At 58.4% G+C, this 21,605-nt stretch carries 18 protein-coding genes; 8 read left to right on the forward strand and 10 right to left on the reverse strand.

The window, feature by feature from the left end; all coding sequences use genetic code 11:
* Nucleotides 1–94 precede the first annotated feature (94 nt).
* From HCU74_RS18285 to HCU74_RS18295, 3 genes are read left to right on the forward strand one after another with little or no spacing between them, the layout of a single operon-like run.
* Nucleotides 95–1,258: a 1-acyl-sn-glycerol-3-phosphate acyltransferase gene (locus HCU74_RS18285; protein WP_168451877.1), complete on the forward strand. Its 1,164-nt coding sequence runs from the start codon at nt 95–97 to the stop codon at nt 1,256–1,258.
* A 16-nt stretch (nt 1,259–1,274) separates the two neighbouring features.
* Nucleotides 1,275–3,398 (forward strand): ATP-dependent DNA helicase DinG, encoded by a 2,124-nt coding sequence (gene dinG, locus HCU74_RS18290; protein ID WP_168451878.1) that lies wholly within the window; start codon nt 1,275–1,277, stop codon nt 3,396–3,398.
* A 21-nt stretch (nt 3,399–3,419) separates the two neighbouring features.
* Nucleotides 3,420–3,743, forward strand: a complete 324-nt coding sequence (locus tag HCU74_RS18295) for a YqcC family protein (RefSeq protein ID WP_168451879.1) — start codon at nt 3,420–3,422, stop codon at nt 3,741–3,743.
* A 16-nt stretch (nt 3,744–3,759) separates the two neighbouring features.
* Here HCU74_RS18295 and fixJ read toward each other — a convergent pair whose 3' ends face one another.
* Nucleotides 3,760–4,380 (reverse strand): response regulator FixJ, encoded by a 621-nt coding sequence (gene fixJ / locus HCU74_RS18300; RefSeq protein WP_168451880.1) that lies wholly within the window; start codon nt 4,378–4,380, stop codon nt 3,760–3,762.
* Between the two features lie 243 nt (nt 4,381–4,623).
* Here fixJ and HCU74_RS18305 point away from each other — a divergent pair, with 243 nt between their 5' ends.
* From HCU74_RS18305 to HCU74_RS18315, 3 genes are read left to right on the forward strand one after another with little or no spacing between them, the layout of a single operon-like run.
* Nucleotides 4,624–7,662 (forward strand): cache domain-containing protein, encoded by a 3,039-nt coding sequence (locus tag HCU74_RS18305; protein ID WP_168451881.1) that lies wholly within the window; start codon nt 4,624–4,626, stop codon nt 7,660–7,662.
* The gene (locus tag HCU74_RS18310; protein ID WP_168451882.1) at nt 7,655–9,175 is read left to right on the forward strand and encodes an ATP-binding response regulator; all 1,521 of its coding nucleotides are present in this window, start codon (nt 7,655–7,657) and stop codon (nt 9,173–9,175) included. The genes HCU74_RS18305 and HCU74_RS18310 overlap by 8 nt, the downstream gene beginning before the upstream one ends.
* On the forward strand, nt 9,172–9,921 hold the full coding sequence (locus HCU74_RS18315) for a M48 family metallopeptidase (RefSeq protein ID WP_168451883.1): 750 nt from the start codon (nt 9,172–9,174) through the stop codon (nt 9,919–9,921). Before HCU74_RS18310 ends, HCU74_RS18315 begins: the two co-directional genes overlap by 4 nt.
* A 9-nt stretch (nt 9,922–9,930) precedes the next feature.
* On the opposite strand, the gene HCU74_RS18320 is transcribed toward HCU74_RS18315, so the two are convergent.
* Nucleotides 9,931–10,554: a TetR/AcrR family transcriptional regulator gene (locus HCU74_RS18320; protein WP_168451884.1), complete on the reverse strand. Its 624-nt coding sequence runs from the start codon at nt 10,552–10,554 to the stop codon at nt 9,931–9,933.
* Nucleotides 10,555–10,658: 104 nt separating this feature from the next.
* On the opposite strand from HCU74_RS18320, the gene HCU74_RS18325 reads away from it, so the two are divergent.
* A complete protein-coding gene (locus HCU74_RS18325) occupies nt 10,659–12,335 on the forward strand; it encodes a GMC oxidoreductase (RefSeq protein ID WP_345889712.1) in 1,677 nt (558 codons plus the stop codon).
* Nucleotides 12,336–12,354: 19 nt separating this feature from the next.
* On the opposite strand, the gene traF is transcribed toward HCU74_RS18325, so the two are convergent.
* Nucleotides 12,355–13,494 (reverse strand): conjugal transfer protein TraF, encoded by a 1,140-nt coding sequence (gene traF, locus HCU74_RS18330; protein WP_168451886.1) that lies wholly within the window; start codon nt 13,492–13,494, stop codon nt 12,355–12,357.
* Nucleotides 13,495–13,772: 278 nt separating this feature from the next.
* Between traF and HCU74_RS18335 the strand changes: the two genes are divergently transcribed.
* Nucleotides 13,773–14,954 (forward strand): sensor histidine kinase, encoded by a 1,182-nt coding sequence (locus HCU74_RS18335; RefSeq protein WP_210425384.1) that lies wholly within the window; start codon nt 13,773–13,775, stop codon nt 14,952–14,954.
* Between the two features lie 37 nt (nt 14,955–14,991).
* Here HCU74_RS18335 and HCU74_RS18340 read toward each other — a convergent pair whose 3' ends face one another.
* The 7 genes from HCU74_RS18340 to HCU74_RS18370 form a co-directional block, all read right to left on the reverse strand.
* Nucleotides 14,992–15,225, reverse strand: coding sequence for a zf-HC2 domain-containing protein (locus HCU74_RS18340; protein ID WP_168451888.1), 234 nt, complete (start codon nt 15,223–15,225; stop codon nt 14,992–14,994).
* The gene (locus HCU74_RS18345; RefSeq protein ID WP_345889713.1) at nt 15,219–15,833 is read right to left on the reverse strand and encodes a sigma-70 family RNA polymerase sigma factor; all 615 of its coding nucleotides are present in this window, start codon (nt 15,831–15,833) and stop codon (nt 15,219–15,221) included. The genes HCU74_RS18340 and HCU74_RS18345 overlap by 7 nt, the downstream gene beginning before the upstream one ends.
* A 103-nt stretch (nt 15,834–15,936) precedes the next feature.
* Nucleotides 15,937–16,542, reverse strand: a complete 606-nt coding sequence (locus tag HCU74_RS18350; RefSeq protein WP_168451890.1) for an HvfX family Cu-binding RiPP maturation protein — start codon at nt 16,540–16,542, stop codon at nt 15,937–15,939.
* 81 nt (nt 16,543–16,623) lie between these two features.
* Nucleotides 16,624–18,774 (reverse strand): DNA helicase RecQ, encoded by a 2,151-nt coding sequence (gene recQ / locus HCU74_RS18355; RefSeq protein WP_168451891.1) that lies wholly within the window; start codon nt 18,772–18,774, stop codon nt 16,624–16,626.
* A complete protein-coding gene (locus tag HCU74_RS18360; RefSeq protein ID WP_168451892.1) occupies nt 18,774–19,307 on the reverse strand; it encodes a DUF2058 domain-containing protein in 534 nt (177 codons plus the stop codon). The genes recQ and HCU74_RS18360 overlap by 1 nt, the downstream gene beginning before the upstream one ends.
* 58 nt (nt 19,308–19,365) lie before the next feature.
* Entirely contained in the window at nt 19,366–20,616 is a 1,251-nt protein-coding gene (locus HCU74_RS18365; RefSeq protein ID WP_168451893.1) for a BaiN/RdsA family NAD(P)/FAD-dependent oxidoreductase, read from the reverse strand.
* Between the two features lie 83 nt (nt 20,617–20,699).
* Entirely contained in the window at nt 20,700–21,602 is a 903-nt protein-coding gene (locus HCU74_RS18370) for a haloalkane dehalogenase (protein ID WP_168451894.1), read from the reverse strand.
* Nucleotides 21,603–21,605: the final 3 nt, after the last annotated feature.

Genomic DNA, 21,605 nt, shown 5'->3' on the forward strand with positions numbered 1-21,605 from the left:
CGAGTCGGGGTGGCAGGAGCGGCCCGCAGCGATAGGTGTGAAACCGGTATCGGAGCTGGTATGGGCGCGTCATCGAGTCAGAGAATCGAAAACTATGGATACTTATTCCGACATCAGGCCCTACCACGACGACGAGGTCGCTGAGGTGCTGGACCGCCTGTTGGCAGACCGCGAGCTGCTCAACGCCATGGGCGGGCTGCGTCTGCCGCGCCTGCATCGCTATTTTCCCAAGCTTATCAGGCCCTTGGTCAGCGCCACGCTTCGTTACCAGATGCGCAATGTGCGCTCCATCGCCGACTTTCAAGCCATTGTCAAAGGCTATATGGACACGATGATTGAAGGCAGTACCCGGGATTTTTCCACCGGGGGAACTGTCCGTCTTCAGCGCGATCAGGCCTACCTGTTTATCAGCAATCATCGGGATATCGCCCTTGACCCGGCGTTTGTGAACTACGCCCTGTATCACAATGATATGGATACCGTGCGCATCGCTATAGGCGACAACCTGCTGTCCAAGCCCTTTGCCGCCGACCTGATGCGGGTAAATAAGAGCTTTATTGTGCGCCGCAGTGCCAAAGGGCCGCGGCAGATGTTGGCGGCGTTCAAGCAGCTGTCGAGCTATATACGCTTTTCCCTTCAGCAGGAGAAATCGTCGATATGGATCGCCCAGCGCGAGGGCAGAGCCAAGGACGGAAACGACGCGACGGAAGTGGCGCTGGTGAAGATGATTTGCATGTCCCAGGACAAGTCGCGGGAAGACTTTGGCGAATTTATCGCCGGGCTTAATATTGTGCCGGTTTCGATTTCCTATGAGTGGGACCCCCTCGATGCCGCCAAGGCCCAGGAGCTGGTGATGCTGGAGAGTACCGGCAGCTACCAGAAAGCGGAGCACGAAGACCTCAAAAGCATTGCCACGGGTATTCTTGGTGACAAAGGGCATGTCCATGTCAGCTTTGGCGATGTGTTAACCGGGGATTTTTCCAGCCCTGCAGAGGTGGCTGCGGCCATTGATGAGCAGGTCATCACCAACTACCGGCTTCATGCCAGCAATGTGCTGGCTTACCAGCGCGTGCATCAGGATGAGCGCTGGCGAGAGCTGGCCGATCTGGACATCAGCGAAAGCGATATTCAAGCCTTTGAGCAGCGCTTTGCGGCGATGCCTGAGTCTTACCGTCTTCGTGCAATGAGTATTTATGCCCAACCGATTCTGAACAAGCTGGCGCTGCGCGATAAACAACGCCTGCAAGAGGTGTCGTAATGGGTGGAACATCGGCGTGCTGAGCGACGCGCTCAAGGACGAAATACAGGGGGCGTATCGCGCCTTCCTGACCAGCAAAGGTTTGCGCGCGCGGCTGGGACAGCGCCTGATGATTGCCCATATCGCGCGGGTATTGGGAGGGATCAAGCGCAATCAGGATCACCAGCGCAGCGGCGGCGATCACCTGTGTGTGGTCGAAGCGGGAACCGGCACCGGTAAAACCCTGGCCTACGCGCTTGCGGCGATACCGATCGCCAGGGAATGCGACAAGACGCTGGTGATCGCGACGGCAACCGTGGCCTTGCAGGAGCAAATTCTGCAGCGGGACCTGCCGGATATTCTTCGGCACAGCGGCCTGTCGTTTTCATTGAGTCTGTCCAAAGGGCGGCGCCGGTATCTATGCCTGTCGAAGCTGGATCAGATGCTCAGCGGTGCCGAGACCCAGACCATGCCGCTGTATCCCGATGAATACAGCAACCACCCGGACGCGATCGCGCTGGACCTATACGCCCGCTTTGCCGACCAGCTGGCGCGGGGTAATTGGGATGGTGATCGGGATAACTGGGATTCGGTACTTCCCGACAATCAGTGGCAGCCGGTTACCACCGATCATGCCCAGTGCAGTGGTCGCCGTTGTAGTCACGTGAAACAGTGCAGCTTTTTCAAGGCGCGGGAGTCGATGGCTCAGGCCGATGTGGTGGTGGCCAACCACGATCTGGTGCTGGCCGACCTGGCTCTGGGGGGCGGGGCAATTCTACCGGCGCCGGAAGATGCGATTTATATTTTTGATGAGGCTCACCACCTGCCTGACAAGGTGATTAACCATTTTTCCGCCAACTTCCGCCTGGGCGCCAGTGAGCGCTGGCTGGAGCAGGCCGAACGCAGTGTGGGGGCGATTATCGCCCTGCCGGGCCTGCAATCGTCGCTGCGGGGGCAGTTCGAGTCGCTGTTGAACCTGCTGATTGCCGCTCGCAAAGGGCTGGAGCCGCTGCGTCCGCTGCTGATGGAGTGGCTGGCTGAGGGCAGTGAGCGTCAGGGGCAGCGACAGTTTCGCTTTGAGGACGGTCGCGTGCCGGAAGAGCTGGCCAGTCATGCCCGCGGTCTGCGCGGCGCCTTTGCCGATCTGGTTCAGCACAGCGAAAAATTGCTCGACACTCTGCAGGACGGTCTCGACAAGGGGACCCTTGAGCAGCGGCGTGATGAGTTGGAACAGTGGTTGGCCGATGTTGCGGCGATGCGCTTTCGTTGTCAGGGGATGCTCGGTTTGTGGCAGTCCTACGGTGGTGACACCAGTAATGAAAAGCCCCCGCTGGCGCGCTGGTTGGCGCAGGTGGACAGCGGTATGGGGATAACCGATATGGAGCTGCACAGTAGCCCCATTCTGGCGGCGAAAACCCTGCAAAACACCCTGTGGTCGCGGTGCTACGGCGCGGTGTTGACCTCTGCTACCCTTACTGCGCTGGGCAGTTTCAAGCGGTTTTCCATGAGAGCCGGCTTATACGAAGACGCGAGTTTTGAAATCGTGCCAAGCCCCTTTGCCCACGCCGAGGCCGGAGAAATTTACGTGCCGGCGATGGACTGTGACGCCGGCGACCCGGAAGCCCACACCCGTGCACTGATCGAAATGCTGCCGAAAATCATCGACGCCGATGCGGGAAGTCTGGTGCTGTTTGCGTCAAAGCGTCAGTTGAACGCGGTGTTGGAGGCGGTGCCCGCCGACTTTCGCGCGCTGGTTCTCGCCCAGGGCGAGCTGCCCAAACAGGATATTTTACGTCGTCATCGCGAGCGCCTGGACGGCGACAAGGGCAGTGTTATTTTTGGCTTGGCCAGCTTTGCCGAGGGGGTCGATTTGCCCGGCAAATACTGTTCCCACGTGCTTATCGCCAAGATTCCCTTCGCGGTGCCGGAAGATCCGGTGGAAGAGGCGCTGGCAGAGTGGATTACCCATAACAAGGGCAATCCGTTTATGGAAATCACTGTGCCCGATGCGGCGGTCAGGCTGATTCAGGCCAGTGGCCGGTTGTTGCGCAGTGAGTCGGACCGGGGGCGGATCAGTATTCTGGATCGACGCATTGTGACCCGCCAGTACGGCCGCAAAATGCTGGCCTCCATGCCGCCCTACCAGCAGATTATCGAATAAACACAGACTGCGAACGCGACTATGAGCCGATACCACGACATTGCCGCCACCCTGATCGATATAGAATGTGAATTGCGCAGCCTGGGTCAATGGGACAAAGTGGCCCCGCCGCCGGAAGCGCTGCGCAGCGAGCAGCCCTTCGCGGTGGATACCCTCAGTTTCAGCCAGTGGTTGCAGTTTGTCTTTATACCGCGGATACGTTATTTGCTGGACAGCGACAGCGAACTCCCCTCAGCCTGTGCGATTGCACCTATGGCTGAGGAGATGTATCGGGGCTTGAGCCTGCCCATTGCCGACTTGCTGTCGGCGCTGGAAAAGATCGATGGCTTAATCAGCGAGCCCTGAAAGCTCAGCGCGAGGGCTAGCTCGCCGCACCGTTTTCCTCGGCAGCCATCACCATGCGCACCAGGTGTGCCAGTGAGCGTACGCCCATTTTTTCCATGACCCGAGCGCGGTGAATCTCGACGGTGCGTTGGCTGATGTCCAGATCGTAAGCGATAACCTTGTTGGCCTTGCCCTCGATCATCAGCTCCATCACCTGCTTTTCCCGGGGGGTCAATTCGCCGAGGCGCTCGATAATCTTGTGCTTTTCTTCAAGATCGGCGCGGTTTTCGGTGTCGGCGGCGATAGCCTGCTGGATTTTGCCCAGCAGCTCTTCTTCCCGGTAGGGTTTCTGTACGAAGTCCACCGCGCCGCGCTGCATGGCTTCAACGGCCATGGGCACGTCGCCGTGGCCGGTGACGAAGATAATCGGCAGGATGGAATTGCGGTTGTTCAGTTGACGTTGTAGTTCCATGCCGTTCATGCCCGGCATACGGATGTCCAGTACCAGGCATCCTGCCATGTCGGTGGAGAAGTCTTCGAGAAAGGCATCAGCGCGGGAATAGGGGGCAACGGTGTAGCCAACGGATTCCAGCACCATCTGCAGGGAATCGCGTACGGCGTCGTCGTCCTCTACCAAATAAACAGTCGCTTCTGTCATTATTTATATTCCTTGGAGTCCTGTGGCGATGCTACCCAGATTAGCACGAAATTTCCGCTCGATGGCGACCCACCTGCACAATTTAGGCTGTTTGTAACTGGCGTACTGTGCTGGGAGTCGATAAGCTTTGAAAACGCGGCATTATTAGGCCCCACGACAGCGATTTCGTAGCGACAACAAAAAAGGGCTGGCATGAGATCCAGGCGCAGTTTAGTACAAATTTATCTTCTCAGCTTGATAGCAGTGTCTGCAATCCCGCTGGCGGTGCTGGGTTATATCTGGATTGCCAAGGAATATGAGCGCTACACCCAGCAAAGTGCCGACTGGCGGGATAACTACATTGAAGCCCGACGGGAGCTGCTGCGCCGGGAAGTTAACAAGGCGGTGGAGTACCTCGAATTTCGCCGCACGCAGCTGAATCGCAAACTCTACAACGACCTGCGCCACCAGGTGGCGACCGGTCTGTCGCTGATTGAAAACACCCGCCAGGAGTTCAACAAAGAGAGCCGCAGCGCCCAGCTCAACCGCCTGCGCACCACCATGGGGTCGCTGAGCTTTCACGACAGCAATGGATTTTTCTTTCTCTTTGAGGGGAATGGCCGCGCCCTGTTGCCACCGGTGCACCCCTCTGGTGGCAAGCGCCTTGACGATGCCGAAACGCTAAAGGCCTTTGCCGCCCAGGTGAGGTCGGTGACCAAGGATCGCAACTACGACTTTGTCGAGTACCGGTTTACCAATCGCGATAGCCCGGGGAGCAGCGAGCGCAATTTCAGTTTTGTCTATTACTACGAGCCCCTGGACCTGTATATGGGGGCCAGCGTTTACCTGCGCGATGAAATCAGCCGGGTACAACGGGAAGTCATCGAGCGTATCGCGGCGGTGCCCGTGGATACCGACAATTCCATTCTCTTTGTGGTGGATGCCGGGGGGCGGCAACTGGTCAACGGCGTTAACCCCGAGGCGGTTGGTAGCCCACTGCCTGGGGTGATCGACGCGAGCAAGCGAATGGGGGCTCAGGATAAAAGCCTTTTCACCGAGCTGGCCTGGAAGGGGAAAGACGGCAGCGAGCAGCCGGTGGTGTCTTATTTATACCGTTATGAGCCCTGGGGGTGGGTGCTGGGGTCGGCGGTGTTCCTCGACGAGCTCACTGCTCAGCTTGGTGAGGAGCGCCAGGCGTTACAGGTGCGTGTGCGCGAGCACATTATGTTTATCGTCGGTATCGCCTTTGGTTTGATGCTGTGCTCGATTATTGTGGCGCGCTGGCTGGCGCGTCGCAGTGCCGACGGTTTCAGGGTGTTCCAGCAGTTTTTTGCCGACGCGAGCAAGCGCTCGACGGTAATCGACACCGGACAGCTGCCCTTTGCCGAGTTCCAGCACCTGGCCGAAAACGCGAACTTCATGGTGGAAAAGCGCACCCAGACAGAGCGTGCCTTAAAACTCAGTGAGCGTCGCTTTCAGTTGGCGCTGGACGCGGCCCAGAACCACCTGTGGGACCTTGATCTGAATACCGGCTATGTGAATGTCGGTGAGAGTTTCTTTCGCTCCCTGGGCTATGCTGTGCCGAAGGAACCCTATCCCGTTGGCGCCTTCAAGCAGGCCGCCCACCCGGATGATCTGTCGATTATTGCCTCGGCGGTGGACAGCTGGCTGGGACTGGCGTCGGGGAACAGCGTTGAGTTCAGAGTGCGGGACGCCCGGGGGAATTATCGCTGGATATACAGCCGTGGCGACGTGGTTGAAAACGACGGCCAGGATCGCCCCATACGCGCTATGGGCATAATGACGGATATTACTGAGCGCAAGCGCATGGAGCAGGAGCTGGTGGATGCGCGTATTGCCGCTGAGGATGCCCTCCACGCCAAGAGCCAGTTCCTGTCCAGTGTGAGCCATGAATTGCGTACGCCGCTTAACGGTGTATTGGGGTATGCCCAGCTATTGCAAAAGCAATCCCGTGTAGACGCCAAGGAAAACCAGGAATATCTGCGCGCGATCGAAAGCTGCGGTAAACATTTGTTGAACCTGATTAACGATGTGCTGGATCTGGCGAAAATCGAGAGCGGTAACATCAATATCACCTGCAGTGCGAACAACCTCGACGACGTGCTGGCCAGTGTCAGCGATATCGTCGGGCATCGGGCGAAGTCGAAGGGCCTGGAATTTATCGTGAATGTGCGCGAGGGCGTGCCCCGAGAGCTGGATTACGACGAGGTCAAGCTGCGCCAGGTATTGGTTAACCTGCTGGATAATGCGGTCAAATTTACCAGCCATGGCAAGGTAGAGCTGACCGTCAGGGCGGAGCGGGACGACAAAACCCTGCATTTTGAAGTGCGTGACTCCGGTATTGGTATTCCGCAAGACAAGCTGCGCGATGTTTTTGAACCCTTCAAACAGGTCAATCCCCAGGATGGCAAGGGCACCGGCCTCGGCTTGTCGATTTGCCGGCGTCTGGTCGAGGCGATGGGCGGCAGTCTGAATCTGCATAGCGAAGTCGGACGGGGCAGTTGCTTCTACTTCCATATTCCCTTGTTGCTGAGTGATGACAGCGCCAGTAAGGTCATGCCGAAGCTGAGCGAGCCCATTGAGGCTGAGGTGGTAGAACACAGCCCCGCGCAGAGGGATTATGGCAATCCGGCGATTATCGTTGCTGACGATGTCGCAGTGAATCGGCAGATTTTGCTGGGCATGCTGGAAGGTATCAGCACCGATATTCGCGAGGCGGTTAACGGTCGGGAAGTCATAGACCAGTTGACGGAGCGGCCGGCGCAGCTTGTGCTTATGGATCTGCGTATGCCGGAAATGGACGGCATGGAGGCGACCCGTATTGCCAAGCAGGACATGGGGCTGGATGTCTGTATTGTGATGGTGTCGGCAACGACCGATGAAGCAATGGTCGCCGAGGCGCGCTCGGTGGGCTGCAACGACTTTTTGCCCAAACCGGTGGGAATGACTGACCTGCATGAGATGATCGCTCGGTACTGTGGCAGTGAGGTGGCCGAACCTGCGGTGGTGCGGCCTGAAATTGTCCTGACCGAGCCGGTAGCGCCGCCGGTTAGCGCGCCGATGACGCTGCCCCCTGAAGAAATATACCAGCAACTGGTCGAGGCCGTAGATCTCGGCGATGTGACCGGGCTGCGGGAATTGCTTCAGTACGTGCGCAAACGCCACCCCGAATGCTCGCTGTTCAGTGATGAAGCTGAGGCGCTGATGCGCGAGTTCGATTTTGACCGCCTGACCGGACTGCTGACCGAGCATGCGCCGGGGAGCACTATTGATAATGCGTGAGCGGGGCGGAGAACAAATACTTCTGGTCGACGACAACCCCACCAATCTTCAGGTGTTATTCAAAACCCTGGAGGGCAGTGGTTACCGGCTGTTGGCCGCGCGGGATGGCGAGTCGGCGCTGTACACCGCTAAACGGGCCAGGCCGGCATTGATCCTGCTCGACGTGATGATGCCGGGGATGGATGGTTTTGAGGTGTGTGAACGGCTCAAGAGCGACCCGGAAACCGCCGATATTGTGATTATTTTCCTTTCCGCACTGACCGACAGTCAGTCCAAGGTTCACGGCTTGGCCATTGGCGGCGTCGATTACATCGCCAAGCCCTTTCAGGCCGACGAGGTTCTGGCCAGGGTGCGCACCCATATCAAGCTGCAGCGTCTGGAACGTGAGCTGGCTCGTCGTAACAGCGAGCTAGAGGACGAAAATCGACGCATTCTCAACGCCGTAGATGAAGGGATATTTGGTCTCGATATCGCAGGCCGTGTGTCGTCGATGAACGCCAGAGCATCGGCACTGACCGGTTGGCGCCAGTCAGATGCAGTGGGCGAAGAGGTCTGGGGGCTGAACCTCTTCCCTGGCGACGATGCCATGAACGAATCGTTAAAGCTGTTATGCAAGGCGGGAGTAAGCCTGCGTAAAAATCATGTGAAGGTGCGCCACCGCGAGGGTACGGTGATTCATGCGGCCCTGAGCGGCAGTGCTCGGGCGGAAGGGGGGGCCGTACTGGTATTGCGCGACATTGGTGAGTGGCTGGCCAACCAGAAAGCCCTCGAAGAGGCACGGGGTGAAATGGATAAGCAGCGTCAGCACCTCGCCCATATTGAGCGCTTGAGTACTGGTGGCGAAATGGCGGCGGGTATTGCCCATGAGGTGAACCAGCCATTGACGGCGGTGAGTAATTACGCCCGTGTGGCACAGCGCTTGATTGCCAATTTCCCCGAAGAGCAGCGAGCCAAACTCGACGATGTTATGACCAAAATCGGCGTGCAGGCCGAGCGGGCGTCGGCAGTCATTCAGCGGATGCGCAGCTACGTTAAAAAGCCCAGTGGCGCAAAGTCGGTGATCTCGCTTAATAATTTGCTGGAGGACGTGTTGTCGCTGGCTGAGGTCGACTCCAAGATGAGTGGTGCCCGGGTGGTGCTAAAGGGGGCGGCGGACTTGCCGACCATTCACTGTGACGAGGTACAGATTCAGCAGGTGGCGTTGAACCTGGTGCGCAATGCAATGGAGTCCACCGCCGCGGCGAATAGCAACAGGCCGGTGGAGGTGATTACCTACTTCAATAGCAAAATCGCGGGGTTCAAGGTGAGGGATTTTGGTTTGGGGTTGTCACCGGAAATTGAAGAGCAGCTGTTTAGCCCCTTTGTGACCTCGAAGGAGGGCGGCATGGGCATCGGATTGTCGGTTTCCCAGTCGATCGTGCAGGCCCACGGCGGCGATATTCGCCATGAGCATAACCCCGGCGGCGGTGCCGTGTTCTGCTGCGAGTTTCCGGTATACCACGAATCCGAATGAAGCGTCGTCTCCGCACGCCGTCGCGCACCGACGAGATGTGCCGCATTGAACTGGCCGGACAGCAGGTCGATTACCGTTTGCGCCGGAATGCTCGGCGGGTTCGCGCGTTGAGTTTGCTGGTGTCGCCACAGGGGGAGATCGAACTGCGGGTGCCGATGAATACTCCCCAGGGTGAAATTGATGCAATGCTGCGCCGGAATCAGCAGTGGATTATTACCAATCGTGCCCGTGCCGCCCAGCGCCCCGCATCAGCACCGCTGGTGACGGGAAGTGTGGTGACGGTGTTGGGCGAGGAGTGGGTGTTGCACATCAGTGCCGGAGGGCGTGCCGGGGCTGACGCCGATATTGCCGGCCGTCGTCTTCGCATTATTGCGGCCAATGAGGACGCTGCCCGTGTGGCACTGGACAGGTGGTATCGGCACTACGCCGAGCAGGTGTTCGGCGCGCGCCTGGCGGCGCTATGCGCCGGCCTGCCCTGGCCTCAGGAGCCGCCCGCGCTGCGCTTGCGCACCATGAAAAGCCGTTGGGGCAGTTGCTCAAAGTCGGGTATTCGCTTGAATACCCGGTTGATAAAAGCCCCGCTGGCCTGTGTGGATATGGTGATTGTCCACGAACTCTGTCATTTGCGGGAAATGAATCACAGCCCGGCGTTTTATGCGCTGATGGATCAGGCCATGCCCGACTGGCGACAGCATAGCCGGGAGCTGGACCGCATCGGTGCCAGCCTGATGCGTGACGACTACTAGCGCCCCGGACTATTCGGCAACAGCGCGGAAAAACAGCCTGGCACTTTCCACCATCATTTCGATATCTTCCCGATAGTCGTCGAGCACCCAGCGGCGGGCCATTTGTACGCAAGCCCCAACGAGACCGGCGTAGACGACGTTGCTGTCGGTATGCGGTGGTGTTGTATCCAGCCCCAGGGCCAGCGCAAGCTCCCGCAGCAGCTCCGCGAAATCCTCCATGGCTTGGTAGTAGAGTTCATCCATTGCCTTGCTGACGCCAAACACCTCAAAAAGTATCACTCGGGCCAACTCCGGTTCCTGCTTCAACATCGAGAAAAAGCAGCGCAGGCCTTTACCCACGGTGGCGTTGGTGCCGTCGCTGGGCAGGGAAATGGCCGCGATCATCGCCGCCCGCAACCTCGCCGTTTGTTCGGTATACAGTTCGGCGAGCATGGCCTCGCGATTTTTGAACGATTCGTAAAAATAGCGTTCGGTCAGGCCGGCTTCGTTGCAGAGGGCGCGCACTGAAATATTGCTGTAACCCTGCTGGCCGACAAGGGTTAATGCGGCGTCCAGCAGCACCTGGCGCCGCTCCCGCCGACGGTCGTCCATGCTCTGTCCCCGGTAGGGGCGATCTGTCAGCTGATTCGTCATTCGAGAATTTTGACATGCAGTCATGTCAGATGTAAAGTGACATGAAGTGTTGTCAGTGTTAACACTGCGCGTATCGGATGACTGAGGCAGAAGCGATGACAAAGGTGGCTAAGACAAACGCGGATTCGAGGGGGGTGGCCGACGGCTTCGATTACGACTACATGGTCATCGGCTCGGGTTTTGGCGGCTCGGTGTCGGCTCATCGATTGACCCAAAAGGGCTACAGCGTGGCGGTGATGGAGGCGGGCAAGCGCTGGACTGCTGAAAACCTGCCTACCAGCAACTGGAAAATCTGGCGCTGGCTGTGGCGGCCACTGCTGGGGCTGCGCGGCTTTTTCAATGTGCGCTGGTTTCGCCATGTGATGATTTTGCAGGGAAATGCGGTAGGCGGGGGGTCAATCACCTACGCCAATACCTTGCTGGTCCCCAAGGAAAGCGTCTGGCGCGAAGGCAGCTGGGCGGGCCTGCAGGACTGGGAGGCAGAGATGCCCCGGCACTATAGCACTGCCCGGAAAATGCTGGGGGTGACCGAAAACCGTATTCTCGGACCAGCGGACCTCGCGCTCAAAGACGTCGCCGAGGAATGGGGCTGTGGTGACACATTTTATCGCACCCAGGTGGGTGTTTTCTTTGGTGACGAGGGCGCTGAGCCAGGTGCCCGCTACGATGACCCTTATTTTGACGGCGAGGGCCCGGATCGCAACAGTTGTATTGGCTGCGGTGGCTGTATGGTGGGCTGCCGACACAATGCCAAGAACAGCCTGGACAAGAACTATCTCTATTTTGCTGAAAAGCAGGGGGCTGAGGTCTTCGCCGAAACCAAGGTGGTGGATGTGCGCCCGCTCAACGATGACGGCAGCGACGGCTATGAGATCACCACGGTGTCCAGTACCCGATTTCTGCGCCGCAACCGGCGCCGCTGGAAGGTAAAATCGGTGGTGTTTGCCGCTTCGTCCCTGGGTACCCAGGAGTTGCTGTTCAAGATGCGCGATCGGGGCAGGTTGCCGCATATTTCTCCGCAACTGGGCAAACGGGTGCGCACCAATGCGGAGTCGCTGATCGGCGTGCGCCGTCCCGGCGACCCGCAAATGGACAAGGGCATAGCTATCGGTTCCGGTGTCTATCTGGACGAGCACACGCACATCGAAGCCACGCGTTACTCCCGTGGGTCCGATGCCATGGGCTTGTTGGTTACCGCAATGACCCGCGGACACAGCAGCTGGACACGTATTCCGGTGTGGTTGGGCACCATTGTCAAATTGATTCTGACCCGTCCCCGTGAAGGTCTGCAGATGTTGCTGCCCTTCGGCCTGGCTCGGCAAACCATTATCTTCCTGTGTATGCAGACCCTGGACGGTTATATCGACATGGTTTATCGGCGACAGTGGTGGTGGCCGTTTCGCAAGCAATTGCAAAGCCACGGCCAGCGTATTCCCGCCTACATTCCCGAGGCCAGCGCCTTTGCGCAATTTGCCGCGGAAAAGCTGGGCGGCATGGCGGGCAGTTTGCTCCCCGAGGTGTTATTTAATATTCCTGCGACGGCCCACTGCATGGGCGGGGCATCAATGGGGCGCAACCGTGACGAAGGGGTGATTGACTACCGCAACCAGGTGTTCGGGTACCGAAACATGTATATTTGTGACGGTTCGATGCTGGGGGCAAACCTCGGCGTGAATCCCTCGCTGACGATTACCGCACTCACCGAGCATGCCATGAGTTACATTCCCAACAAGGCTGAGCAGGCCGATGGGCAGGTGAGTGCGAGCCGGGCGGCTGCCTGATAGTGGCAACAGCCCCCTGCTACAGGGGTAGTTGCAGGCTCAGCTGTCCGCCGAGTTCCCTTGGGCCGGCGGCAACCAGGGCAAGCTGGAAGCGCAGCATGGGGGCCAAAGTGTAGCGAATGCCGACGCTGCCAGTATCCTTTTCACGGCTGTGATCGACATAGTTGTAAGCGCCAATCAGAGCGAAGCGGCGACTGAGGTTGACCGCGCCGCTGACGTTGATATCGCGTCGACTTGGCACCTCTGCAAAGCTGGCCCGTGGTGTCAGGTCGGCACTCAGCTGAAGTTCGCCGCCGTCGCGTCGGTAATCGGCAGTGACGCGAAACAGTGATCGCTGTTGGTAGGCGCTGCCGCTCACTCCGCGCATTTTCCGCGTATAAATATCTTCGACAATAAGGCCCAGGCCAACGTGACGAAAGCGGTGGTGGAGTGCCAGGTCGGCATTCAGCTGAAAGTAACTGCTGACGTCGGCGTCGCGGTCGTAAACCCGCTTTTCCTCGTAGTCATCATAGTCAATGCGTCTCTCCAGCAAATTAATGACCTGCGCCTTGGCGCGAATGGCAAACACTGTGTTGCTGAACCGGGGTGTATCAAATTGGTAATTTAGACCGGCGTAACTCTGCACGACAGCGGCAACATTCAGGTGAGACTCCAGGTCACCGGTGCTGAACAGGGCATTGACGACAGCCAGCCGCAGACGATTCTCGTCCTCTGGGTCGTAGTAAAACCGTGCACTGCCGCGCAGTGTTGTGGCGGCGACGTAGTGCACCTGCTCGTTGGCGTCGCTGCTTATGACCATGTTGCCCTCTGCCCGCAGATTGGTGGTTGCGCCGTCCAATTCTTCCAGCGCGTCGATTACCGCTTGCTCGTCGCCTGGAATCAGAATCAGCCCCCGCGAGCGGGCCTCCAGCGCCTCCCCTTCACGCTTGACGTCCAGTGCCTTGTTCAGCAGGTCATCGCCGTCGTCAAAAAAGAAGTTGCCGCTGAGATGAAGCAGCGTTTCGTCGGGAATGGCGGTATAGCGACCGTCGGCGGGGTTGACGATCAAGCGTGAAAGCACGGGGGGCGCAGCCTCAGAGCTGGCGGCGAGAGGGTACAGCGAGCCAGCAGCGCAAAACAGTGCAATAAGGTGGCGAAACAGGGGGCGGCGCTTGTGCAATGGCGGTCTCCGGCGACGATGTTATTGGGGTTTTTGGCCAACGCATACTATACATAGAGGCAGGCGTGAAATACCTTAAGGATGTCGAGCGTATTTTGATTCAATGATAAGCCAGTTCGCCTCGGCTAGGTATTACAGCTTATAACATTGTGCTCGGTCGCCGGTAAACTAATACTCAGTAGCTTTATTTGGTGTCGAAGCTCTACGGTGCGTTGATAATATATAGAGAGGACGTAGTGGAAACGGAATCGATGTGGACGACATTCTGGGGGTCAGATATGCCTCCGCACGGTCATTGCTATTTGTGGAATGACCAGCTGGTGCACCTGCATGTTATCAGTGACGCGCTGATTACGCTGTCCTATATGACGATACCCATCGCTCTGGTGTACCTGGTGTGGAAGCGTGATGATCTGAAATTCAACTACATGTTTATCATGTTCGCCGTGTTTATCTTCGCCTGCGGCGCGACCCATCTCATTAATATCTACAATGTGTGGAATGGTGCTTACTGGCTCAGCGGCGCGGTCAAGGCGATTACTGCCTTTGCCTCGGTGGGTACGGCGATACTCGTTTGGCCGCTGGTGCCCAAGGCACTTGCGCTGCCGAGTAACGCCCAGTTAATTGCAGTGAATGAACGCTTGCAGCAGGAAATGGATGAAAATGCCAGGCGGCAGGCGGAAGTAGAACGGCTGTCTGCAGACCTCAAGGAGCAGGTCGACCAGCGTACGAATGAATTGGCCGAAGCCAGGGTGACCAAAAATCTGTTGGAACGCAGTCATGCCTCGCTGGAGAGTAGTCACAGTGCGCTGGAGGAGTTTGCCCGAGTCAGTAGTGACCAATATGGGGTTGCAGTAAAACCCTTGCTCAGTGCAAGCAGCCGTTTGCAAAGCACCTTGCGCGATGGCGATTTGGCGGCCGCGCAGGAAGCGGGCGCAGCGATTCGCCACGCGGCCGAGGATCTTCAGGCGACCCACGCCGCACTGGAGCAGTACACCAGCGAAACCCGTCTGCTGCCGCCGGAGCCCGTCAACACCGATGCGTGTCTCGACCGGGTTCTGTCAGAGATGGCGTCGACCATTAACGATGCGGGAGCAGTGGTAGAACGAGAGCACTTACCTGATGTGATGATGCCGGTGGCGCACTTGACCAGTCTCTTTCGGGAGCTGCTGGACAATGCCCTGAATTTCCGTGGTGACCAGCCTTTGCGCTTGACCATACAGGCGAAGGCCCTGGACGGTCAGCGTCAAGTTGAATTTACTTTCGCTGACAATGGCCGCGGGATGAGTCCGCGCCAGCGGGGGGATGTCGGGAAATTGCTATACCGCTCCAATTCGCAAGGGCCGGGCATAGGGTTCAGCATCTGCAAACGTATTGCTGAGCTGAATGGCGGTGACATCAGTATTATTGGTGGCGATGATGGCGGCACGATAGTAAAAGTGACGCTGCCAGCTGCGTAGAAAGCAGAGCCCTGAAAATAGCGCTGCCGGGGCAGCGCTATTTGTTATTCTTTAATGCCTGTTGAATTTTTGCCACGGTTTGCGGTTGCTCCGTCCACAGCTCATGGGCCAGTCGTGCGGCGGTTCTGCGACTCAGCAGCAGATGGGCGCGAAAGCGACGGCAGTGGCGGCAGATCAATAAGTGCAGGCGAATTTTCAGCCGTGTTGGCAGGGAGCATTGTCCCTCAAGGTGGTCGGTGGCCAGGTGACTGACTTCTTTGCAGTTCAGCATTCTCCAGTCTCCTGATAGTGGTCGATAACTTCCATCAACTTCACCCGCGCACGGTGCAATAGCACCCTCACATTGGCTTCACTCAAGCCCAGGCTGCTGGCAATGTCGCTCAGGGGCGCCTGTTCCAGATCTCTCAGCATAAATACCGCTTTCTGGTTGTCGGGCAACACCGTAAGCGTGTGCTCGATGCAGTGGCGCAGCTGGTCTTCCTCCAGCATGCGATCGGGCGTGCTCAACTCCCAGCGGCCAGGCGGTGCCTGCCAGTGGCCGCGGTCGTCGAAGCGACTGTCGGTCGACGACTGCTCCAGGCCTTCGATATCGGCGACGCTGGTGTGGCGCTTTTCCTTGCGCAGCCGTGATTTCGCCTCATTGCTGACAATTTGCGTCATCCAGGTTGCCAGACTGGAGCGGCCCTCAAAGCGATGAATGGCCCGATAAATCGAGGCCCAGGATTCCTGTACGACATCTTCGGCAAACACATCGCCGATGATGGCTCGGGCGACAAAAGTGAGCTTTTGATTGTAGCGGGTAATCAGTTGCCGGAACGCCTCGTTGTCGCCGTCGCGCAGGCGAGCAACCAATGCATCGTCCTCTGTGTACTGTGACACGCCGTGTGGCCTTATTTGAAGTAGGGGATGGAGCGTATAGTGTCCCCGATTCAATACGGTCGCGGCAATGGGCAGGGGCAGATTCATCCTATATTGTCGTGTATCAAGAGGCTGGGCGTGCCGTTACACGCGAAACCCAGTAATCCAGACTGACATAGCGCCCGCCTCCGGTGCGCATCAGCGCCAGCAGCATAATGAAGTAGGTGGCGGCGAATTCGATGCCGTTATTCAGCACCACAAATTTGCCGCTGGCAGTCAGCCAGGGGTAATTGCCATATTCCTGCAGCAGGGAGCGGGCCGCGGCCAGTTTGTCGGCCGAGGCCATAACCCGCTCATTGGCAAAGGGCGCTGCGGGGTCTGCAATCGCCTGCCAGCCGAACTCCCAGTGAACGGTGAATGCCGCCACAGCCATAGTGATGGCGAGGGGCACCGCAATCATTCGAGTGGCCAGGCCGGCGAGAAGCAGCAGGGCACCGAGTAATTCCGTTGCTGTTGCCAGCCCGGCCATCAGTGTGGGCAGAGGCAGGCCAAGCCCCCATTCTACGTTGCCGAACCAGGTAACGGTGTCGTCAAAATGGGCGAGTTTGTTGCTTCCCGCCATCCAGAATATCGGCGCGAGATACAGGCGCAGGGCGAGCGCCGGAAGGCCGTCCACCGGGGTCAGAAGTCGCTGGGTATGTACGTAAAGGCGGGAGGTGGCGTGGGTCATGGTGTCCTGTCCGACAGAGAGTGTTGTCAGAAAGACGAATGAGGAGCCTGATTGTTACATATTACAGCCCGCGAGCAGGCGCTATTTGGTGGCAGCCCGCACACACTCCAGAATACCGTAGTCGTATTCTCCACCCAGCATTTCATAGACCGGCTTGAGCCGATCCCCTTCGTTGTGCTCGAAGGCGAATTGAATTTCCTGAATGGCATCGTCGGCGAGTTCGACCACGTCGTCCAGTTCCAGCTCCCCGGACTGAATAGCGGCGGACAAATGACGGTACACGGTGGTGATGGTCAGCTCCCGCTTGTGGGCAATCTCCAGTGGCTTCAGCCCCTGGCACAACAGCGCAACGGATTCCGCTGCGGTGTCGGCTTTAGGCGGAGGCCTGTCGTCGCTATTGGCCAGTATCACCTCAAGAAAGCTGTCCCCGTAGGCCTCCAGCTTGCGGGCACCGATGCCGGAGATGCGGCCCAGCTGATCCAGAGTTTGTGGTTGCAGTTCGGCCATTTCGCCGAGGGTGGCATCGTGGAAAATCACATAGGCGGGAACGCCCTGTTCTTCAGCCAATTGCTTGCGGTGGGCGCGCAGGGCTTCCCACAGACGGCTGTGGCTAATGGCACCGGGGTGGCTGCTGCGCCGAGTGCTGCTGCGGCTGGCCTTGGGCAGTTTGCGCAGCGTAACCTGCTGCTCGCCCCGCAGCACCGGGCGGGATTCTTCGGTAAGTAACACGCTGCCGTGGCCGTCGAGGTCAACCTTGAGCAGCCGCCGGGCAATAAGCTGGCGGTACAGTGCCTTCCACTCATTGCTCGACAATTCTTTGCCGATGCCGAAGGTGGTGATTTTATCGTGGCCAAACTGCTGGACGCGGTCGCTGCTTTTACCGAGCAAAATGTCCACCAGATAGTTCACCCCGAAACGCTGGCCGCTGCGATAGACGCAGGACAGTGCCTTCTGGGCTGCTACCGTGGCATCCCAGGTTTCCGGCGGTGTCAGACAGTTGTCGCAATTGCCGCAGGGCTTGTCCAGAGAGTCGCCAAAATACTGTAACAGCGCCTGGCGACGGCAGGTATTGAGTTCACACAGCCCCAGCATGGCGTCGAGTTTGTGGCGCTCGACCCTTTTATAGGTTTCTTCCGCGGTGGAGCTTTCCTGCATCTGCCGAAGGGTGATGACATCCTGTAAGCCGTAGAGCATCCAGCCATCGGCGGGCAGCCCGTCGCGACCGGCGCGGCCGGTTTCCTGATAGTAGGCCTCAATGCTTTTCGGCAGGTTCAGGTGGGCGACAAAGCGCACATCGGGTTTGTCGATGCCCATGCCAAAGGCAATCGTGGCCACGATAATAATGCCGTCTTCCCGCAGAAAGCGGGACTGATGTTGTTGGCGAATGTCGTTGGACAGCCCGGCGTGGTAGGGCAGGGCATTCAAACCCTTGCTGGCCAGCCAGTGGGCGGTGTCATCGACGCGCTTGCGCGACAGACAGTAGACAATGCCCGATTCGCCTTCGTGCTCGTTGCGAATAAAGCGCAGCAGTTGCTCGCGGGCGTTGCCGTTATTCTCGGCGATGCGGTAGCGGATATTGGGGCGGTCAAAGCCGTTGTTGAATACCCGAGCGTTTTCCAGTGCCAGCCGCTGAATGATTTCCTGCTGGGTGCGGGCGTCGGCGGTGGCGGTCAGCGCAATGCGCGGTACATGGGGAAAGCGCTCGTGGAGGATGGAAAGTTGAATATACTCCGGCCGAAAGTCGTGGCCCCATTGAGAAACACAGTGGGCTTCGTCGATGGCAAACAGGGCAATTTGGCTGTCTTCCAGTAACTCCTGCATTCGCGGCATGGTCAGCCGCTCGGGGGCAACGTAGAGCAGATCCAGTTCGCCCCGGCGCAGCTGTTGCTCCACCGCATTGGCTTCGGCGCCGTTGAGGCTGGAATTCAGGCAGGCGGCGCTGACACCGTTCTGGCGCAGGGCATCGACCTGATCCTGCATCAGCGCGATCAGCGGAGACACCACAATGGCAGTGCCCTCGCGGACCAAGGCGGGAATCTGATAGCACAGGGATTTGCCGCCGCCGGTGGGCATCAGCACCAGGGCGTCGCGCCCGGCGATGACCTCATCGACGATCTCTGCCTGATGATTACGGAAGCTCTCGTAGCCGAACACCTCCCGCAGAAAGCCGAGTGCGCGTTCCCGGGGAGGGAGGTTCGATTGTGGGGTGACGGCGCAGGCGGAGTCTGTCATTACCACATCAGGTCGTCGGGAATCTGATAATCCGCGTAGGGATCGTCCTCATCCACATCGCTGGCAGATTTTTCATTTAGCACCAGTATCACCGAGGCATCGCGCTGCTTGATTTTTTCGGCGATGGCGGCGGGCACCAGCTCGTAGCTTTCCTTGATCTTTACGATCGCGATCAGCCCTTTGACCAACTGGTTCTGTTGAGTGTCAGTCACGTAGACGCGCTTGATTTTTTTGCCGTCGGTAAACTGGTAGGCGATATCGCCCTGTTTACGATCGATACGGTTGACGTCAACCAACTGGATAATCTGGGCGAAAATGGCTTTCTTCTCGGCTTCCGCCTGACGCTGACGGTTGATTTCCCGATCTCTGGCAGCTTTTTCCGCCAGGGCCTTCTGTGCGGCGAGCTTGCCTTCATCAACCTCGGCTTTGCCCTTGTTGGCTTTCTTCGCCTTGCGCTGCTCCTGCTTGATTTTTTTGACCTTTTTCTCGTCGGCCAAACCGGCCTTGAGCAGCTGTTCCTGCAATGATGCCATGGTGCGTTCCGCTGTGCTGTCGTGAAAGGTGGCTATTCTACCGCGTCCGGGCCGTCGCTTATACCGCCAGTCCGGCGCTGTAACCCGATGACCAGGCCCACTGAAAATTAAAGCCCCCCAGCCAGCCGGTAACATCGAGCACTTCACCGATGAAATAAAGCCCCGGCTGGTGTTTCGCTTCCATGGTTTTGGAGCTGATCTGGTCGGTATCCACGCCGCCTCGGGTGACTTCGGCGGTGCGGTAGCCCTCGGTGGCCGAGGGTTTAACCTGCCATTGATGGAGCAGGCCGGCAATTCGTCGCAGTTCACGGTCGCTGAACTCGGCGAGCATTTTTTCAGCGTAATCGGGCCACCACAGTTGCTGTAGCTCCTGCACCAGCCCCTTGGCCAGTTTCTGTCCGAGCACTGTGCGCAGCAGGCTTCTGCCCTGAGCGACCTTGGTGTCCAATAGCCATTCTTCTGCGTTGCTGTGCGGTAGCAGGCCGATGCTCAGGGCGTCTCCGGGGTGCCAGTAGTTGGAGATCTGTAGCATCACCGGGCCGCTCATGCCGCGGTGGGTGAACAACAGGTTTTCGCTGAAACTGCGACCGTTGCAACTGACCTCAACCTCCAGAGCAAGACCGGACAGGCGTTCACACAGGGGCTTGAGCTGGTCGCTGAACATAAAGGGCACCAGTCCTGCCTGAAGCTCAGTCACCGTCAGGCCAAATTGGCGGGCAATGTCGTAGCCGATGCCACTGCCGCCGAGGGTGGGAATGGACAGCGCGCCGGTGGCGATCACCAGTGAATGGCAGCGCAGGGACAGGCTGTGCTGGCCCTGTTGCAGAGCCAGAGCATAGCGAGCTTGCTGATCGTCGCTGTATTTTTCGGAACGCGGTTGAGGGGACAGGGCAGCGACCGATGCCAGCTCGCAGTGGGTGCGAATCTCGACCCCGGCGGCCGCACATTCGTCGAGTAACATATTGAGAATGTCTTTGGCCGAGTTTTGGCAAAACAGCTGGCTGTGGCGGCGTTCCTCGTAGTCGATACCGTAGCGCTCGACCATGCCAATAAAATCCCACTGGGTATAGCGCTTGAGTGCGGCCTTGCAGAAATGGCGGTTGGCGGAAATGAAATTGTCGGCTTCGACGAAGTGGTTGGTAAAGTTGCAGCGCCCGCCGCCGGACATCAAAATTTTCTTGCCGACCTTGTTGGCGCGTTCCAGCACCAGTACGCGGCGGCCCCGTTGGGCGGCGGTAAACGCGCAAAACAGGCCGGAGGCGCCGGCACCGAGAATGATGACGTCGTAGCTGTCGTTGCTGTGGGGCATGGGGGCTCGTGTCGAAGGCGAAGTGCGCAATTATCGCATATTTACCAATGGATCGACCTTCTGAGCCCCGGTGTGACGGTGTTTTATCGGGTCATAAAGGCGATCAGGTGCTTAGCCAGCTCTTCGCCCTTGTCTTCCTGCAAAAAATGCCCGGCATTTTCGATGGTCACATGGGGCTGACCCTTGCAGCCGGGAATCAGCTGCTGCAAGGGTTTTTCGCCCCCGGCAGTGACCGGGTCCTTGTCGCTGAATACGGTCATAAACGGTTTGTTGAATTGCATCAGCGATTGCCAGGCCTGTTGGTTGGCTACCGCGTCGGGGTTGTCGGCGGTGGTGGGTACCAGCATGGGGAATTGCCGGGCGCCGCTCTTGTAGCTTTCGTCGGGGAAGGGCGCGTCGTAGGCGGCGATCACGGCGGGACTTAACTCCGAGACTGTCGCGGAGTTTAAAATTTTCCCGGTGTCGAATACCGGCATTCGCTGGGAGGCTTCCTGCCAGGCTTTAAACCCTTCGCCCATATCCTGCTGGCCTGTGGGCAGAGCGGTGTTGCCCGCCATGACTCGGGCAAATCGCTCGGGCTGAGCGGCCACCAGCCTCAGACCAAGCAGGCCGCCCCAGTCCTGGCAAAACAGGGTGATGTTGTTGAGTTGGAGTTGATCGAGCAGTCCGCGCAGCCAGCCGAGGTGGCGCTCATAGGTGTAGTCACTGCGCTCAGCGGGCTTGTCGGAGCGGCCAAAGCCGATCAGGTCTGGCGCGATCACTCGGAATCCGGCCTTGGCGAGGGGTGGAATCATCTTTCGATAGAGAAAGCTCCACGAGGGTTCACCGTGCAACAGCAGCACAACATCGCCACTTTTTGGGCCTTCGTCCAGATAGTGCATACGCAGCTGGCCCCCTTCGGTGTCATCGACCATCAGGTAGTTGGGCGCAAAGGGGTAGTCTGGCAGATTGGCGAAATAAAGGTCGTCGGTGCGAAGTGCTTTCATGGT

The sequence above is a fragment of the Spongiibacter thalassae genome (assembly GCF_012272835.1).
Classification (GTDB): domain Bacteria; phylum Pseudomonadota; class Gammaproteobacteria; order Pseudomonadales; family Spongiibacteraceae; genus Spongiibacter; species Spongiibacter thalassae.

Excerpts from the sequence above, each read along its gene's own strand:
- HCU74_RS18370 (WP_168451894.1), bottom strand. The coding sequence starts at position 21,602 with ATGAAAGCACTTCGCACCGACGACCTTTATTTCGCCAATCTGCCAGAC.
- HCU74_RS18360 (WP_168451892.1), bottom strand. The coding sequence starts at position 19,307 with ATGGCATCATTGCAGGAACAGCTGCTCAAGGCCGGTTTGGCCGACGAG.
- fixJ (WP_168451880.1), bottom strand. The coding sequence starts at position 4,380 with ATGACAGAAGCGACTGTTTATTTGGTAGAGGACGACGACGCCGTACGC.
- HCU74_RS18295 (WP_168451879.1), top strand. The coding sequence starts at position 3,420 with ATGAGCCGATACCACGACATTGCCGCCACCCTGATCGATATAGAATGT.
- HCU74_RS18350 (WP_168451890.1), bottom strand. The coding sequence starts at position 16,542 with ATGACCCACGCCACCTCCCGCCTTTACGTACATACCCAGCGACTTCTG.
- HCU74_RS18335 (WP_210425384.1), top strand. The coding sequence starts at position 13,773 with ATGCCTCCGCACGGTCATTGCTATTTGTGGAATGACCAGCTGGTGCAC.
- HCU74_RS18320 (WP_168451884.1), bottom strand. The coding sequence starts at position 10,554 with ATGACGAATCAGCTGACAGATCGCCCCTACCGGGGACAGAGCATGGAC.
- HCU74_RS18315 (WP_168451883.1), top strand. The coding sequence starts at position 9,172 with ATGAAGCGTCGTCTCCGCACGCCGTCGCGCACCGACGAGATGTGCCGC.
- HCU74_RS18365 (WP_168451893.1), bottom strand. The coding sequence starts at position 20,616 with ATGCCCCACAGCAACGACAGCTACGACGTCATCATTCTCGGTGCCGGC.
- recQ (WP_168451891.1), bottom strand. The coding sequence starts at position 18,774 with ATGACAGACTCCGCCTGCGCCGTCACCCCACAATCGAACCTCCCTCCC.
- HCU74_RS18340 (WP_168451888.1), bottom strand. The coding sequence starts at position 15,225 with ATGCTGAACTGCAAAGAAGTCAGTCACCTGGCCACCGACCACCTTGAG.
- HCU74_RS18285 (WP_168451877.1), top strand. The coding sequence starts at position 95 with ATGGATACTTATTCCGACATCAGGCCCTACCACGACGACGAGGTCGCT.
- HCU74_RS18310 (WP_168451882.1), top strand. The coding sequence starts at position 7,655 with ATGCGTGAGCGGGGCGGAGAACAAATACTTCTGGTCGACGACAACCCC.